The organism is Neisseria sp. 20925_1_37 (assembly GCF_041433255.1).
Taxonomy (GTDB): domain Bacteria; phylum Pseudomonadota; class Gammaproteobacteria; order Burkholderiales; family Neisseriaceae; genus Neisseria; species Neisseria flavescens_D.
The window spans coordinates 105740-120820 of sequence record NZ_JAPWBC010000001.1; the positions used below are offsets into that span (position 1 = coordinate 105740).

Annotated in this window: 15 protein-coding genes; all 15 read left to right on the plus strand. The window is 51.8% G+C overall.

The window, feature by feature from the left end; translation table 11 throughout:
• The first annotated feature begins 3 nt into the window (after nucleotides 1-3).
• Nucleotides 4-1107, plus strand: coding sequence for a peptide chain release factor 2 (prfB, locus tag O3661_RS00530; RefSeq protein WP_003681666.1), 1104 nt, complete (start codon nucleotides 4-6; stop codon nucleotides 1105-1107).
• Between the two features lie 196 nt (nucleotides 1108-1303).
• On the plus strand, nucleotides 1304-2761 hold the full coding sequence (locus tag O3661_RS00535) for an oligopeptide:H+ symporter (protein WP_371491929.1): 1458 nt from the start codon (nucleotides 1304-1306) through the stop codon (nucleotides 2759-2761).
• Nucleotides 2762-3086: 325 nt separating this feature from the next.
• On the plus strand, nucleotides 3087-3443 hold the full coding sequence (locus O3661_RS00540) for an NADH-quinone oxidoreductase subunit A (RefSeq protein ID WP_003747867.1): 357 nt from the start codon (nucleotides 3087-3089) through the stop codon (nucleotides 3441-3443).
• Nucleotides 3434-3916, plus strand: a complete 483-nt coding sequence (locus tag O3661_RS00545; protein ID WP_002215610.1) for an NADH-quinone oxidoreductase subunit B family protein — start codon at nucleotides 3434-3436, stop codon at nucleotides 3914-3916. Before O3661_RS00540 ends, O3661_RS00545 begins: the two co-directional genes overlap by 10 nt.
• A gap of 12 nt (nucleotides 3917-3928) precedes the next feature.
• On the plus strand, nucleotides 3929-4522 hold the full coding sequence (locus O3661_RS00550; RefSeq protein ID WP_002216335.1) for an NADH-quinone oxidoreductase subunit C: 594 nt from the start codon (nucleotides 3929-3931) through the stop codon (nucleotides 4520-4522).
• Entirely contained in the window at nucleotides 4512-5768 is a 1257-nt protein-coding gene (gene nuoD / locus O3661_RS00555) for an NADH dehydrogenase (quinone) subunit D (RefSeq protein ID WP_371491930.1), read from the plus strand. The genes O3661_RS00550 and nuoD overlap by 11 nt, the downstream gene beginning before the upstream one ends.
• On the plus strand, nucleotides 5768-6241 hold the full coding sequence (nuoE, locus tag O3661_RS00560; RefSeq protein WP_004519138.1) for an NADH-quinone oxidoreductase subunit NuoE: 474 nt from the start codon (nucleotides 5768-5770) through the stop codon (nucleotides 6239-6241). Before nuoD ends, nuoE begins: the two co-directional genes overlap by 1 nt.
• Before the next feature lie 57 nt (nucleotides 6242-6298).
• Complete coding sequence (nuoF, locus tag O3661_RS00565) at nucleotides 6299-7594, plus strand: NADH-quinone oxidoreductase subunit NuoF (protein ID WP_003676995.1); 1296 nt, start codon at nucleotides 6299-6301, stop codon at nucleotides 7592-7594.
• Nucleotides 7595-7652: 58 nt separating this feature from the next.
• Nucleotides 7653-9914, plus strand: coding sequence for an NADH-quinone oxidoreductase subunit NuoG (gene nuoG, locus O3661_RS00570; protein WP_371491931.1), 2262 nt, complete (start codon nucleotides 7653-7655; stop codon nucleotides 9912-9914).
• A 2-nt stretch (nucleotides 9915-9916) separates the two neighbouring features.
• Nucleotides 9917-10993 (plus strand): NADH-quinone oxidoreductase subunit NuoH, encoded by a 1077-nt coding sequence (nuoH, locus tag O3661_RS00575; RefSeq protein ID WP_002216340.1) that lies wholly within the window; start codon nucleotides 9917-9919, stop codon nucleotides 10991-10993.
• Between the two features lie 75 nt (nucleotides 10994-11068).
• Nucleotides 11069-11464 carry a GFA family protein gene (locus tag O3661_RS00580; protein WP_003676990.1) on the plus strand — a complete coding sequence of 132 codons (396 nt, stop codon included), beginning with the start codon at nucleotides 11069-11071 and terminating at the stop codon, nucleotides 11462-11464.
• Between the two features lie 55 nt (nucleotides 11465-11519).
• The gene (nuoI, locus tag O3661_RS00585; RefSeq protein ID WP_003747878.1) at nucleotides 11520-11999 is read left to right on the plus strand and encodes an NADH-quinone oxidoreductase subunit NuoI; all 480 of its coding nucleotides are present in this window, start codon (nucleotides 11520-11522) and stop codon (nucleotides 11997-11999) included.
• Nucleotides 12000-12010: 11 nt separating this feature from the next.
• The gene (locus O3661_RS00590; RefSeq protein WP_003750564.1) at nucleotides 12011-12682 is read left to right on the plus strand and encodes an NADH-quinone oxidoreductase subunit J; all 672 of its coding nucleotides are present in this window, start codon (nucleotides 12011-12013) and stop codon (nucleotides 12680-12682) included.
• Complete coding sequence (gene nuoK / locus O3661_RS00595) at nucleotides 12679-12984, plus strand: NADH-quinone oxidoreductase subunit NuoK (RefSeq protein ID WP_004519135.1); 306 nt, start codon at nucleotides 12679-12681, stop codon at nucleotides 12982-12984. Before O3661_RS00590 ends, nuoK begins: the two co-directional genes overlap by 4 nt.
• Before the next feature lie 2 nt (nucleotides 12985-12986).
• Complete coding sequence (gene nuoL, locus O3661_RS00600; protein ID WP_371491932.1) at nucleotides 12987-15011, plus strand: NADH-quinone oxidoreductase subunit L; 2025 nt, start codon at nucleotides 12987-12989, stop codon at nucleotides 15009-15011.
• Nucleotides 15012-15081 lie beyond the last annotated feature (70 nt).

The window sequence follows — 15081 nt, forward strand, 5'->3', positions numbered from 1 at the left end:
ATCATGGAAGCCGAAGTAATCAACCAGCTTAACAATACCCTAAACGACTTGGAGAAGCGCAGCGAAGACATCCGCGTCTATATGGACTACCAAGGCAAAAAAGACCGCCTTGAAGAAGTCGTCGGCCTCTCCGAAGACCCGGAACTCTGGAACGACCCCAAACGCGCCCAAGAAATCGGCAAAGAGCGCAAAATCCTCGAAGGCATCGTGGTGACCCTCGACAACATCGCCACAGGTATCGAAGACAACCGTATGCTGATTGAAATGGCCGTCGAAGAAAACGACGAAGAAGGTTTCGCCGCCGTGCAGGAAGACGTGGCCGGTTTGGAAAAACAAATGGCCGACCTCGAATTCAAACGAATGTTCAACCAGCCAGCCGACCCGAACAACTGCTTTATCGACATCACCGCAGGCGCGGGCGGTACCGAAGCCGAAGACTGGGCGGGTATGCTGTTCCGTATGTACAGCCGCTACGCCGAGCGCAAAGGCTTCAAAATCGAAATCCTTGAAGAAGACGACGGCGAAATCGCAGGCATCAACCGCGCCACCATCCGTGTGGAAGGCGAATACGCCTACGGCCTGTTGCGTACCGAAACCGGCGTTCACCGCTTGGTTCGCTACTCGCCGTTTGACTCCAACAACAAACGCCATACGTCGTTCTCGTCCGTGTTCGTTTACCCCGAAATCGACGACTCCATCGAAATCGAAATCAACCCGGCCGATTTGCGTATCGACACTTACCGCGCATCCGGTGCCGGCGGTCAGCACATTAACAAAACCGACTCCGCCGTGCGTATTACCCACGAGCCGACCGGTATCGTGGTTCAATGTCAAAACGACCGTTCGCAACACGCCAACAAAGCGGCCGCGATGGAAATGTTGAAATCCAAACTGTACGAATTGGAAATGCGCAAACGCAACGAAGAGAAACAGGCATTGGAAGAAGGCAAATCCGATGTGGGTTGGGGCAGCCAAATCCGTTCGTACGTCTTGGACTCCTCGCGCATTAAAGACTTGCGCACAGGCTACGAAGTCGGCAATACCAAAGCCGTTTTGGACGGTGACTTGGACGGCTTCATCGAAGCCAGCCTGAAACAAGGCGTATAAACCGTAAAACATAAAATGCCGTCTGAAAGATTTCAGACGGCATTTTTCAGTTTGAAAGAAACATTATTTTGCAAATATTAAAACATGTTTTGCAAATGCAAAGATTGGCGGTAATATATAGTTTCTATAAAAATGACTGGTAGGTATAACAGGCCGTCTGAAGCCTGAGCCTGTCTAATATATAGGAGAACTCATAATGTCCGGTCAAAAGCCGTCTTCTGCCGAGAAAACTTTCTTCGGCCATCCTTTGCAATTATCCACCCTATTCCACATTGAGCTGTGGGAACGTTTTTCCTTCTACGGTATGCAGGGCATCCTGCTGATTTATCTATATTACGCCGCGAATCAAGGCGGTTTGGGTATGGATAAGGCTTTGGCCGGCGGTATTGTTGGCGCATACGGCGGCAGCGTTTACCTGTCCACCATTCTCGGCGCATGGTTAGCCGACCGCATTTGGGGCGCGGAACGTACCCTGTTTATTGCCGGTATCGTCGTGATGACCGGCCATATTTTATTGGCGATTGTGCCGGGCTTGATGGGATTGCTGTTGGGCTTGGTGTTTATCGCGCTGGGCAGCGGCGGCGTGAAATCGTCTGCCGGTTCGATGGTTGGCTCTTTGTATGAACGGGACGACCTGCGCGAATTGCGTGATGCCGGTTTCTCCATTTTCTATATTTCCATCAATATCGGTGGTTTCTTAGGCCCTTTGTTGACCGGTATTTTGCAAGACAGAATGGGATTCCATTACGGTTTCGGCGCAGCGGCTGTCGGTATGGCGTTTGGCCTGCTGTGGTATTCGCGCGGCCGTAAAAACCTGCCGCATACGCCGGCTCCCAATCCGTTGCGTCCTGAAAAGGTTCAGACTGCAATAGCTGTCGGCGTGTTGCTGGTTTTGGTGTTGGGCAGCGTGATTGCTTCCGGTGCGCTCAATCTTGAGAACTTTTCACGCTGGCTTTTGGGCGTGGTCATTATCACCGTTATCGCTTATTTTGCACGTCTGCTGGGAAGCAGTCAGGTCGAGGCAGCCAATAAACGCTACATCATGGCCTATATTCCGTTGTTTTTGACCATTTGTATGTTCTGGGCGGTTTGGTTTCAGGTGTACACCGTTGCAACGGTTTATTTTGACGAAACGGTTGACCGTACTTTCTTCGGCTTTACCGTGCCTGTTTCATGGAAAGATTCGATACAGGCCATGTGGGTGGTTCTCTTCTCCGGCGTGATGGCGGCGGTGTGGACGAAAATGGGCAAACGCCAACCTAAAACACCGTTGAAGTTTGCACTGGCCATGTTGGTAACCGGCGTCTCTTATTTGTGTTTCATCCCGTATATTTCATCCGGAACCCCGATGCCGATTATCGTGTTTATGCTGGTGTTGCTGGCGATTACGATAGGCGAATTGATGCTGTCGCCGATTTCGTTGTCGTTTTCCACCAAAATCGCACCGAGCATGTTTAAAACACAAATGGTTGCGTTGAATTTCTTGGCATTGTCCATCGGCTTTACCTTGGGCGGAGTGTTGTTTAAAGACTACTACAATGCTCAGTCGCCATTGGATTTCTACTGGATGCTGGCCACCATCGGCGCAGTAACCTGCGGTATCCTGTTGGTACTTACCCCGGTATTGAACCGCATGCTCAAAGGTGTCGATTGATTTTTCTATTTAAAATAATGTGATGTACGCAGGCCGTCTGAAAATAATCTATTTCAGACGGCTTCATGTTTGATTGGGAATCGGAAAGAGGGCGGATTCGGGACATAAATCGAATAGGCGGAAAATCCGAATTAAATGATACATGATTAAAACGAAATTAAAATTTGGAAATATTAAATACAAATAAGAATTGTTCTCATAACTTTATTGAATTTATTGAGGTTTTTTTACTGATTTGCTGATATTTACCTTTAAATGGCTTTTGAAATTCGATAAAATGGTAATCTATTTTTAAGATTTGTCTGTCAACCAGTTAGGTACGACCATGTTGGCCAGTTATTTTCCCGTCCTCGTATTCATCCTCGTCGGTCTTGCGGCCGGCGTGCTGTTTATCCTGCTCGGCACGATTTTGGGTCCGAAACACCACTACGCCGAGAAAGATGCGCCTTACGAATGCGGTTTCGAAGCTTTTGAAAACGCAAGGATGAAGTTCGACGTACGTTATTACCTCGTCGCCATCCTCTTTATCCTGTTTGATTTGGAGGTCGCGTTCATGTTGCCGTGGGCAGTGGTATTTAAAGAATTGGGTACATACGGCTTCTGGTCTATGCTGGTGTTTATCGTCGTTTTGACGGTAGGCTTTGTTTACGAATGGAAAAAAGGTGCGCTGGAATGGGAATAGAAGGCGTTTTAAAAAAAGGTTTCATCACCACTAGCGCGGATACGGTGTTGAACTATATGCGTACCGGTTCATTGTGGCCGGTTACTTTCGGCTTGGCCTGCTGCGCCGTGGAAATGATGCATGCAGGTATGGCGCGTTATGACCTTGACCGTTTCGGTATCATTTTCCGTCCGTCGCCCCGTCAGGCCGACCTGATGATTGTGGCAGGTACGTTGACCAACAAAATGGCGCCAGCCCTGCGCCGCGTATACGACCAGCTTGCCGAGCCGCGCTGGGTATTGTCTATGGGTTCGTGTGCCAACGGCGGCGGCTATTACCACTATTCTTATTCCGTTGTGCGCGGTGCCGACCGCGTCGTGCCGGTAGACGTTTATGTGCCGGGTTGTCCGCCGACTGCGGAAGCCCTGATTTACGGCCTGATTCAGCTCCAACAAAAAATCAAGCGCACTTCCACCATCGCGCGTGACGAGTAAGGAGAGGACGATATGGCAAGCATTCAAAACTTATACGAGACCGTCGTCGGCGTACTGGGCGATCAGGCAAGCAAAGTCATTTCGGCTTTGGGCGAGATTACCGTCGAGTGTCTGCCCGAACACTATATTTCAGTCATGACCGCATTGCGCGACCATGAAGAGTTGCATTTCGAGCTTCTGGTCGACTTGTGCGGTGTCGATTACAGCACTTACAAAAACGAAGTATGGCAGGGCAAACGCTTTGCCGTCGTCAGTCAGCTGCTTTCCGTTAAAAACAATCAACGCATCCGCGTACGCGTCTGGGTTTCAGACGACGACTTCCCCGTAGTCGAATCCGTAGTCGATATTTACAACAGCGCGGATTGGTACGAACGCGAAGCCTTCGATATGTACGGCATCATGTTCAACAACCATCCCGACCTGCGCCGCATCCTGACCGATTACGGCTTCGTTGGACATCCGTTCCGCAAAGACTTCCCAATTTCCGGCTATGTGGAAATGCGTTACGACGAAGAGCAAAAACGCGTGATTTACCAACCTGTTACCATCGAGCCGCGCGAAATCACGCCGCGTATCGTCCGTGAGGAGAACTACGGTGGCCAATAAATTAAGAAACTACACCATCAACTTCGGCCCGCAACACCCTGCGGCGCACGGCGTATTGCGTATGATTTTGGAGTTGGAGGGCGAAACCATTGTCCGTGCCGACCCGCATATCGGCCTCTTGCACCGTGGTACTGAAAAACTGGCTGAAACCAAAACCTATCTGCAAGCCCTGCCCTATATGGACCGCTTGGACTATGTTTCCATGATGGTCAACGAGCAGGCGTATTGCTTGGCAGTAGAAAAACTTGCCGGTATCGATGTGCCTATCCGCGCCCAATACATCCGCGTGATGTTTGCCGAAGTAACGCGCATCCTCAATCACTTGATGGGCATCGGTTCGCACGCCTTCGACATCGGCGCGATGACCGCCATCCTTTACGCCTTCCGCGACCGCGAAGAGCTGATGGATTTGTACGAAGCCGTTTCCGGTGCGCGTATGCACGCCGCCTACTTCCGTCCCGGCGGCGTTTACCGCGACCTGCCCGACTTCATGCCCAAATACGAGAGCAGCAAATTCCGCAACGCCAAAGTATTGAAGCAGCTTAACGAATCCCGCGAAGGCACCATGCTCGACTTTATCGACGCCTTCTGCGAGCGTTTTCCGAAAAACATCGATACACTCGAAACCCTCCTGACCGACAACCGTATTTGGAAACAGCGTACCGTCGGCATCGGCGTTGTCACTCCTGAGCGCGCCATGCAGAAAGGCTTTACCGGCGTTATGTTGCGCGGTTCTGGCGTGGAATGGGACGTGCGTAAGACACAGCCTTACGAAGTGTACGACAAAATGGATTTCGACATCCCCGTCGGTGTCAACGGCGACTGCTACGACCGCTACCTCTGCCGTATGGAAGAAATGCGTCAATCCGTACGCATCATCAAACAATGTTCCGAGTGGTTGCGTGTCAATCCGGGTCCGGTCATTACCACAAACCACAAATTCGCTCCGTCCAAACGTACCGAAATGAAAACAGGTATGGAAGACCTGATTCACCATTTCAAACTCTTTACCGAGGGTATGCACGTTCCCGAGGGCGAGACCTACACCGCTGTCGAACATCCGAAAGGCGAGTTCGGCGTTTACATCATTTCAGACGGCGCAAACAAACCCTACCGCCTGAAAATCCGCGCACCCGGCTTCGCCCACCTGCAAGGCATGGACGAAATGGCAAAAGGCCACATGCTGGCCGACGTTGTTGCCATCATCGGTACGCAGGACATCGTATTCGGGGAGGTTGACCGATAATGTTATCCGCAGAATCTTTAAAACAAATTGACATCGAGTTGGCAAAATATCCTGCCGACCAACGTCGCTCCGCCATCATGGGCGCATTGCGTATTGCCCAAACCGAAAAAGGCTGGCTTGCTCCTGAGACCATCGCTTTTGTCGCAGACTATATCGGCATCTCGCCTGCACAAGCCTACGAAGTCGCTACTTTCTACAATATGTACGACCTTGAGCCTGTCGGCAAATACAAACTGACCGTTTGTACCAACCTGCCCTGCGCCCTGCGCGGCGGTATGGCAACCGGCGAATACCTCAAACAAAAACTCGGTATCGGCTACGGCGAAACCACGCCCGACGGCAAATTTACCCTTGTCGAAGGCGAATGTATGGGCGCATGTGGCGACGCTCCGGTCATGCTGGTCAACAACCACAGCATGTGCAGCTTTATGACCGCAGAAGCGATTGACAAGAAACTTGCCGAACTGAAATAAAAGGCCGTCTGAAAACAACGGCTGCAACCGATACGAAAACGAACAGGCACACCAAAAATGGCTATTTACCAATCAGGCGTGATTTTTGACCAAGTGGATACCGCCAATCCCGATTGCTGGACATTGGACGAATACGTCAAACGTGGCGGTTATACCGCCCTGCGTAAAATCCTGTCCGAAAACATCTCGCAAACCGATGTGATTGACGAAGTCAAAACCTCTGGCTTGCGCGGTCGTGGCGGTGCGGGCTTCCCGACCGGTTTAAAATGGAGCTTTATGCCCCGTTCCTTCCCGGGCGAAAAATATGTGGTTTGTAACACCGACGAAGGCGAGCCGGGTACATTTAAAGACCGCGACATCATCATGTTCAATCCTCATGCCCTGATTGAAGGCATGATTATTGCCGGTTACGCGATGGGTGCGAAAGCCGGCTACAACTACATCCACGGCGAAATTTTCGAAGGTTACCAACGTTTTGAAGCTGCTTTGGAGCAGGCGCGTGCCGCAGGCTTTTTGGGTAAAAATATTTTGGGTTCGGATTTTGAATTTGAACTCTTCGCCCACCACGGCTACGGCGCATATATTTGCGGCGAAGAAACCGCATTGCTCGAGTCGTTGGAAGGAAAAAAAGGCCAGCCTCGCTTTAAACCGCCATTCCCTGCTTCGTTCGGCCTGTACGGCAAACCGACTACCATCAACAATACCGAAACGTTCTCCTCCGTCCCCTTCATTATCCGTGACGGCGGACAGGCATTTGCCGATAAAGGTATTCCGAATGCAGGTGGTACCAAATTGTTCTGTATTTCCGGTCATGTCGAGCGTCCGGGCAACTATGAAGTGCCATTGGGTACGCCGTTTGCCGAAGTCTTGAAAATGGCGGGCGGTATGCGTGGCGGTAAAAAACTTAAAGCCGTCATTCCCGGCGGTTCGTCCGCGCCAGTTTTGCCTGCCGATATCATGATGCAGACCAATATGGACTATGACTCGATTTCCAAAGCCGGCTCGATGCTGGGCTCCGGCGCGATTATCGTCATGGACGAAGACGTGTGCATGGTCAAAGCCCTTGAGCGCCTGAGCTACTTCTACTACGACGAGTCTTGCGGTCAATGTACGCCTTGCCGAGAAGGTACGGGCTGGCTCTACCGCATCGTCCACCGCATCGTAGAAGGAAAAGGCCGCATGGAAGACTTGGATCTGTTGGATTCTATCGGTAACCAAATGGCAGGCCGCACCATCTGCGCCCTTGCCGATGCCGCCGTCTTCCCAGTCCGCAGCTTTACCAAGCATTTCCGTGATGAGTTTGTGCATTACATCGAACACGGCGGACCGATGAAACCGAATAAGTGGTGCTAAGTTTTCAGACGGCCTCTAAAAGAATTATTTATTAAATACCCGTAACTAGGAACGAACCATGTTACAAATCGAAATCGACGGCAAACAGGTATCTGTGGAGCAGGGCGCGACGGTGATTGAAGCCGCGCACAAGCTCGGTACTTATATCCCGCATTTCTGTTACCACAAAAAACTTTCCATCGCCGCCAACTGCCGTATGTGTTTGGTGGACGTGGAAAAAGCCCCCAAACCTCTGCCCGCCTGTGCCACGCCGGTTACAGACGGCATGATTGTGCGTACGCATTCGGCAAAAGCCCGAGAGGCGCAAGAAGGCGTGATGGAGTTCCTGCTCATCAACCATCCGCTTGATTGTCCGACCTGCGACCAAGGCGGCGAATGCCAGTTGCAGGATTTGGCGATGGGCTACGGCAAAAATACCAGCCGTTATACCGAAGAAAAACGTTCTGTCATCGGCAAAGACATGGGTCCTTTGATTTCCGCCGAGGAAATGAGCCGTTGTATCCACTGTACCCGTTGCGTTCGTTTCACTGAAGAAATCGCCGGCGTGCAAGAAATCGCTATGGCCAACCGTGGCGAACATTCCGAGATCATGCCTTTTATCGGAAAAGCAGTGGAAACCGAATTGTCAGGCAACGTCATCGATTTGTGTCCTGTCGGCGCATTGACCAGCAAACCGTTCCGCTTCAACGCGCGTACTTGGGAATTGAACCGCCGTAAATCCGTTTCCGCCCATGATGCTTTGGGCAGCAACCTGATTGTGCAAACCAAAGACCATACCGTCCGCCGCGTGTTGCCGTTGGAAAACGAAGCCATCAACGAATGCTGGCTGTCCGACCGCGACCGTTTTGCCTACGAAGGCCTGTATCACGAAAGCCGTCTGAAAAACCCGAAAATCAAACAGGGCGGCGAGTGGATGGACGTGGATTGGAAAACCGCGTTGGAATATGTCCGCAGCGCGATTGAATGTATCGCCAAAGACGGCAACCAAAACCAAGTCGGCGTTTGGGCCAATCCGATGAATACGGTTGAAGAGCTGTATCTGGCCAAAAAGCTTGCCAATGGTTTGGGTGTTAAAAACTTTGCAACCCGTTTGCGCCAACAAGACAAACGTCTTTCAGACGGCCTTAAAGGTGCGCAATGGTTGGGACAAAGCATTGAATCTTTGGCTGACAACGATGCCGTATTGGTAGTCGGCGCGAACTTGCGCAAAGAGCAGCCGCTCCTGACCGCCCGCCTGCGCCGCGCCGCCAAAGACCGTATGGCCTTGAGCGTATTGGCCAGCAGTAAAGAAGAATTGTTTATGCCGCTTCTGTCTCAAGAAGCCGCACATCCCGACGAGTGGGCAGGCCGTCTGAAAAACCTGTCTGCCAATGCGGAACACGCCGTTACCGCCAGCCTGAAAAACGCTGAAAAAGCAGCGGTGATTTTGGGCGCGGAAGTGCAAAACCATCCCGATTACGCCGCGATTTATGCAGCCGCGCAAGAGCTGGCGGACGCGACCGGCGCGGTGCTGGGCATTCTGCCGCAAGCCGCCAACAGCGTTGGTGCGGATGTCTTGAATGTAAACTCCGGCGAGAGCGTTGCCGAAATGGCAAATGCGCCGAAACAGGCAGTCTTGCTGCTCAATGTCGAGCCTGAAATCGATACGGTTGACGGTGCAAAAGCCGTAGCCGCGTTGAAACAGGCGAAAAGCGTGATGGCGTTTACACCGTTTGTCAGCGAAACGCTGCTGGACGTGTGCGACGTATTGTTGCCGATTGCGCCGTTTACCGAAACATCAGGCAGCTTCATCAATATGGAAGGCCGTCTGCAATCTTTCCACGGCGTGGTACAAGGCTTCGGCGATTCGCGTCCGATGTGGAAAGTATTGCGCGTATTGGGCAACCTGTTTGACCTAAAAGGTTTTGAATACCACGATACCGTTGCGATTTTGAAAGATGCGCTGGATGCGGAAAGCCTGCCGCCCAAACTGGATAACCGCAGCACATGGACAGGGGAGGGTGTTCAGACGGCCTCAGAACGCCTCGTCCGTGTCGGCGGCGTCGGTATTTATCACACTGATTCTATCGTGCGCCGTTCCGCACCGTTGCAAGAAACCAGCCATGCCGCCGTGCCTGCCGCGCGTGTAAATCCAAACACATTGGCACGCTTGGGCCTGCAAGATGGACAAACCGCTGTCGCCAAACAAAACGGCGCAAGCGTATCGGTTGCCGTCAAAGCCGATGCCGGTTTGCCTGAAAACGTGGTGCATCTGCCGCTGCATACCGAAAATGCCGCGCTGGGTGCGTTGATGGATACTATTGAACTGGCGGGAGCTTGATCATGCAAGAATGGTTCCAAAACCTCTTTGCCGCAACGCTCGGTCTGGGCGATTTGGGTATCACCGTAGGCTTGGTGGTATCCGTCATCGTCAAAATCGTGATTATCCTGATTCCGCTGATTCTGACCGTTGCCTACCTGACGTATTTCGAACGTAAAGTCATCGGCTTTATGCAGCTTCGTGTCGGCCCGAACGTAACTGGCCCGTGGGGTCTGATCCAGCCGTTTGCCGACGTGTTCAAACTCTTGTTTAAAGAGGTAACCCGTCCGAAGCTGTCAAACAAAGCCCTATTCTATATCGGCCCGATTATGTCGCTCGCCCCGTCTTTCGCGGCGTGGGCAGTGATTCCGTTCAACGAAGAATGGGTGCTGACCAACATCAATATCGGCCTTTTGTACATCCTGATGATTACCTCGCTGTCGGTTTACGGCGTGATCATCGCGGGCTGGGCTTCCAATTCCAAATATTCGTTCTTGGGCGCAATGCGTGCTTCCGCGCAAAGCATTTCCTACGAGATTGCCATGAGTGCCGCGCTGGTGTGCGTCGTGATGGTGTCGGGCAGCATGAACTTCTCCGACATCGTTGCCGCTCAAGCCAAAGGTATTGCCGGCGGTTCGGTATTCTCTTGGAACTGGCTGCCGCTCTTCCCCATCTTCATCGTCTATCTGATTTCCGCCGTTGCCGAAACCAACCGCGCGCCGTTTGACGTAGCAGAGGGTGAGTCCGAAATCGTTGCCGGTCACCACGTTGAATACTCCGGCTTCGCATTCGCACTGTTCTTCCTTGCCGAATACATTTTCATGATTCTGATTGCCGCGCTGACATCGCTGATGTTCCTTGGCGGCTGGTTGTCTCCGTTCCCGCAAAGCTGGGGCTTTATCGGTACGCCTTCTGCATTCTGGATGTTCGTGAAAATGGCGGCGGTTTTGTACTGGTATCTGTGGATCCGTGCAACCTTCCCACGCTACCGTTACGACCAAATCATGCGTTTGGGCTGGAAAGTGCTGATTCCGATCGGCTTCGCCTACATCGTGATTTTGGGCGTGTGGATGATTTCACCGCTGAATTTATGGAAATAGGGCAGGGAGGCCGTCTGAAAGTTTTCAGGTAGCCTGAACCCCAAATTTTTAACCGTTTCAAACCGAGAGAAACCGATGAAAGCTCAATGCCTGTGCGGCGCAGTATCACTGGAAACCGCCGAAAACCGCGAACTCCACGCCTGCCATTGCGGGAAATGCCGCACATGGGGCAGCGGCGCGTCTTTTACTTTGGCCGCCCGGTCGCCCGAAATCACAGGCAGCGAGCACATCGCGCATTATCAGTCGTCCGAATGGGCGCAACGCTGTTTTTGCAAACACTGCGGCACACACCTGTTTGTGCAGGTTGGCAACGATTATTACATCAACGCCGGGCTGTTTGCCGACAACGCGGGCTTTGAAACTACCTCACAAATCTTTATTGATTGCAAAGCTCCGTATTATGACTTGGCCAACGATACCCCGAAGCTGACCGAAGCCGAGTTTTTAGAAATGGTGGGCGCGGCAGGTTAAAAAAACCGCTTTTAGACGGCCTGTAAACAGAACAATCCGAAAAGAGCATCCGAAAATGGCTAATTTAGTAAAAACCTTCCTGCTGGGCGAATTGGTGAAAGGCATGGGCGTAACGCTCAAAAACTTTTTTGCCCGCAAAGACACAATTTATTTTCCCGAAGAGAAAACGCCGCAATCCGTGCGTTTCCGCGGCCTGCACGCGCAACGTCGTTATCCGAACGGCGAAGAGCGCTGTATTGCGTGCAAATTGTGTGAGGCGGTGTGTCCGGCAATGGCGATTAACATAGAATCGGAAGAACGCGAAGACGGCACGCGCCGCACCAAGCGTTACGACATCGACCTGACCAAGTGCATCTTCTGCGGTTTCTGCGAAGAGGCCTGCCCGACCGATGCGATTGTGGAAACCCATATTTTCGAATACCACGGCGAGAAAAAAGGCGACTTGCACATGACCAAGCCGATTCTTTTGGCTATTGGCGACAAATACGAACCCGAAATTGCCAAACGCAAAGCCGCTGACGCGCCGTATCGTTAAGGAGCAGACGAATGACTTTTTCCGCGATTCTGTTCTATATCCTTGCCGCCATCGTTTTGTACGGTGCGGTTCGTACCGTTACCGCTAAAAACCCCGTGCACGCCGCTTTGCATCTGGTGCTGACCTTCTGCGTGAGCGCGATGCTTTGGATGCTGATGCAGGCCGAATTTTTGGGCGTGACGCTGGTGGTGGTTTACGTCGGCGCCGTGATGGTGTTGTTCCTGTTCGTTGTGATGATGTTGAACATCGACATCGAAGAAATGCGCGCCGGTTTCTGGCGTCATGCGCCTGTTGCCGGTGTGGTCGGCACATTGTTGGCGGTTGCCCTGATCCTGATTTTGGTCAATCCGAAAACCGATCTGGCCGCATTTGGTCTGATGAAAGACATTCCCGCCGATTACAACAATATCCGCGATTTGGGCAGCCGTATTTATACCGACTACTTGTTGCCGTTTGAATTGGCGGCGGTATTGCTGCTGTTGGGTATGGTGGCCGCGATTGCGCTGGTTCACCGTAAAACCACCAATCCGAAACGTATGGATCCTGCCGACCAAGTTAAAGTACGCGCCGATCAAGGCCGTATGCGTCTGGTGAAAATGGAAGCGGTCAAACCGCAAGTCGAATCTGCCGAAGAAAGCGAAGTTTCAGACGGCCTCAAGCCGGAAGGGGAGGGCAAAGCATGATTACCTTGACGCATTATCTGGTATTGGGTGCGCTCCTGTTCGGTATCAGCGCAATGGGTATCTTTATGAACCGCAAAAACGTGCTGGTATTGCTGATGTCCATCGAGCTGATGCTTTTGGCGGTGAACTTCAACTTTATCGCCTTCTCGCAATATTTGGGCGATACTGCCGGACAGATTTTCGTATTCTTCGTACTGACCGTTGCCGCTGCCGAATCTGCCATCGGTTTAGCGATTATGGTGCTGGTGTACCGCAACCGACAAACGATTAATGTTGCTGATTTGGACGAGTTGAAAGGGTAATCATGAACGATATGACTTTATATTTGATAATTGCCCTTGTTCCGTTGGCAGGCTCGCTGATTGCGGGTTTGTTTGGCAACAAAATCGGACGTGCCGGCGCGCATACTGTGACGATACTCGGCGTAGCGGTGTCTGCCGTGCTGTCGGCTTATGTGCTGTGGGGATTCCTCAATGGCAGCCGTGCCAAGTTTGACGAAAACGTCTATACCTGGCTGACAATGGGCGGCTTGGATTTCTCCGTCGGCTTCTTGGTCGATACGATGACGGCGATGATGATGGTCGTGGTCACCGGCGTATCGTTGATGGTACATATCTATACCATCGGTTATATGCACGATGAAAAAGTCGGCTACCAACGCTTCTTCAGCTATATTTCTTTGTTTACTTTCAGCATGTTGATGCTGATTATGAGCAACAACTTCATCCAGCTCTTCTTCGGCTGGGAGGCTGTGGGCTTGGTGTCGTACCTTTTGATCGGTTTCTATTTCAAACGTCCAAGCGCAACATTTGCCAACCTGAAAGCCTTTTTGATCAACCGTGTCGGCGACTTCGGCTTTTTGCTCGGTATCGGCTTGGTGCTTGCCTATTTCGGCGGCAGCCTGCGCTATCAAGATGTATTCGCTTATCTGCCTAATGTTCAGACGGCCACTATCCAACTGTTCCCCGGTGTGGAATGGTCTTTGATTACTGTAACCTGTTTACTCCTGTTTGTCGGTGCGATGGGTAAATCTGCACAATTCCCGCTGCATGTCTGGCTGCCTGATTCGATGGAAGGCCCGACTCCGATTTCTGCATTGATTCACGCCGCAACCATGGTTACCGCTGGTTTGTTCATGGTATCGCGTATGTCGCCGATTTATGAGATGAGCAGCACTGCGCTGTCTGTCATCATGGTAATCGGTGCGATTACTGCCCTGTTTATGGGTTTCTTGGGCGTGATTCAAAACGACATTAAACGTGTGGTTGCGTATTCTACCCTGTCGCAACTGGGCTACATGACCGTGGCTCTAGGTGCGTCCGCCTATTCCGTGGCGATGTTCCATGTGATGACCCACGCTTTCTTTAAAGCCTTGTTGTTCTTGGCCGCAGGTAGCGCGATTATCGGTATGCACCACGACCAAGATATGCGCCACATGGGTAACCTGAAAAAATACATGCCGATTACTTGGCTGACCATGCTGATCGGTAACTTGTCGCTGATCGGTACGCCGTTCTTCTCCGGCTTCTATTCCAAAGATTCGATTATCGAAGCAGCGAAATACAGCACCCTGCCGGGCAGCGGCTTTGCCTATTTTGCCGTCCTCGCCAGCGTGTTCGTTACCGCGTTTTACGCGTTCCGCCAATACTTTATGGTGTTCCACGGCGAAGAAAAATGGCGCAGCCTGCCTGAACATCATGACGATCATCATGGCGAAGAGCATCACGGCTTGGGTAAAAACGACAATCCGCACGAAAGCCCGCTGGTCGTTACCCTGCCTTTGATTTTGCTTGCCATTCCGTCCGTCATCATCGGCTATGTTGCCATCGAGCCTATGCTTTACGGCGATTTCTTCAAAGATGTGATTTTCGTCAATGCCGACGCGCATCCGACCATGTACATCATGAAGGAAGAGTTCCACGGCGCATTGGCAATGGTGTCGCACAGCCTGCATTCGCCTGTACTCTACCTCGCTATCGCAGGTGTCTTGAGCGCATGGCTTCTGTACGTCAAACTGCCGCACCTGCCTGCGAAAATTGCACAGGCGTTCCGTCCGATTTACGTTTTGTTTGAAAACAAATACTACCTCGACGCCCTGTATTTCAACGTCTTCGCTAAAGGCACACGCGCATTGGGTACTTTCTTCTGGAAAGTCGGCGATACCGCCATTATCGACAACGGTATCGTCAACGGCTCTGCCAAACTGGTCGGCGCGATTGCCGCGCAAGTGCGTAAAGCCCAAACCGGCTTTATCTACACCTACGCCGCCGCTATGGTATTTGGCGTATTGGTACTGCTCGGCATGACCTTCTGGGGATTGTTCCGATAAGAATAAGGTTTCAGACGGCCTTAAACCTTCAGGCCGTCTGAAACGAAGAAATATCCACATAAACACATTT

What these genes read in the sequence shown, in the direction of transcription:
- nuoH (WP_002216340.1), top strand. Translation starts at nt 9,917, where the DNA reads ATGCAAGAATGGTTCCAAAACCTCTTTGCCGCAACGCTCGGTCTGGGC.
- nuoK (WP_004519135.1), top strand. Translation starts at nt 12,679, where the DNA reads ATGATTACCTTGACGCATTATCTGGTATTGGGTGCGCTCCTGTTCGGT.
- O3661_RS00580 (WP_003676990.1), top strand. Translation starts at nt 11,069, where the DNA reads ATGAAAGCTCAATGCCTGTGCGGCGCAGTATCACTGGAAACCGCCGAA.
- O3661_RS00590 (WP_003750564.1), top strand. Translation starts at nt 12,011, where the DNA reads ATGACTTTTTCCGCGATTCTGTTCTATATCCTTGCCGCCATCGTTTTG.
- prfB (WP_003681666.1), top strand. Translation starts at nt 4, where the DNA reads ATGGAAGCCGAAGTAATCAACCAGCTTAACAATACCCTAAACGACTTG.
- nuoI (WP_003747878.1), top strand. Translation starts at nt 11,520, where the DNA reads ATGGCTAATTTAGTAAAAACCTTCCTGCTGGGCGAATTGGTGAAAGGC.
- nuoG (WP_371491931.1), top strand. Translation starts at nt 7,653, where the DNA reads ATGTTACAAATCGAAATCGACGGCAAACAGGTATCTGTGGAGCAGGGC.
- O3661_RS00545 (WP_002215610.1), top strand. Translation starts at nt 3,434, where the DNA reads ATGGGAATAGAAGGCGTTTTAAAAAAAGGTTTCATCACCACTAGCGCG.
- O3661_RS00550 (WP_002216335.1), top strand. Translation starts at nt 3,929, where the DNA reads ATGGCAAGCATTCAAAACTTATACGAGACCGTCGTCGGCGTACTGGGC.
- O3661_RS00540 (WP_003747867.1), top strand. Translation starts at nt 3,087, where the DNA reads ATGTTGGCCAGTTATTTTCCCGTCCTCGTATTCATCCTCGTCGGTCTT.
- nuoF (WP_003676995.1), top strand. Translation starts at nt 6,299, where the DNA reads ATGGCTATTTACCAATCAGGCGTGATTTTTGACCAAGTGGATACCGCC.
- O3661_RS00535 (WP_371491929.1), top strand. Translation starts at nt 1,304, where the DNA reads ATGTCCGGTCAAAAGCCGTCTTCTGCCGAGAAAACTTTCTTCGGCCAT.
- nuoE (WP_004519138.1), top strand. Translation starts at nt 5,768, where the DNA reads ATGTTATCCGCAGAATCTTTAAAACAAATTGACATCGAGTTGGCAAAA.
- nuoL (WP_371491932.1), top strand. Translation starts at nt 12,987, where the DNA reads ATGAACGATATGACTTTATATTTGATAATTGCCCTTGTTCCGTTGGCA.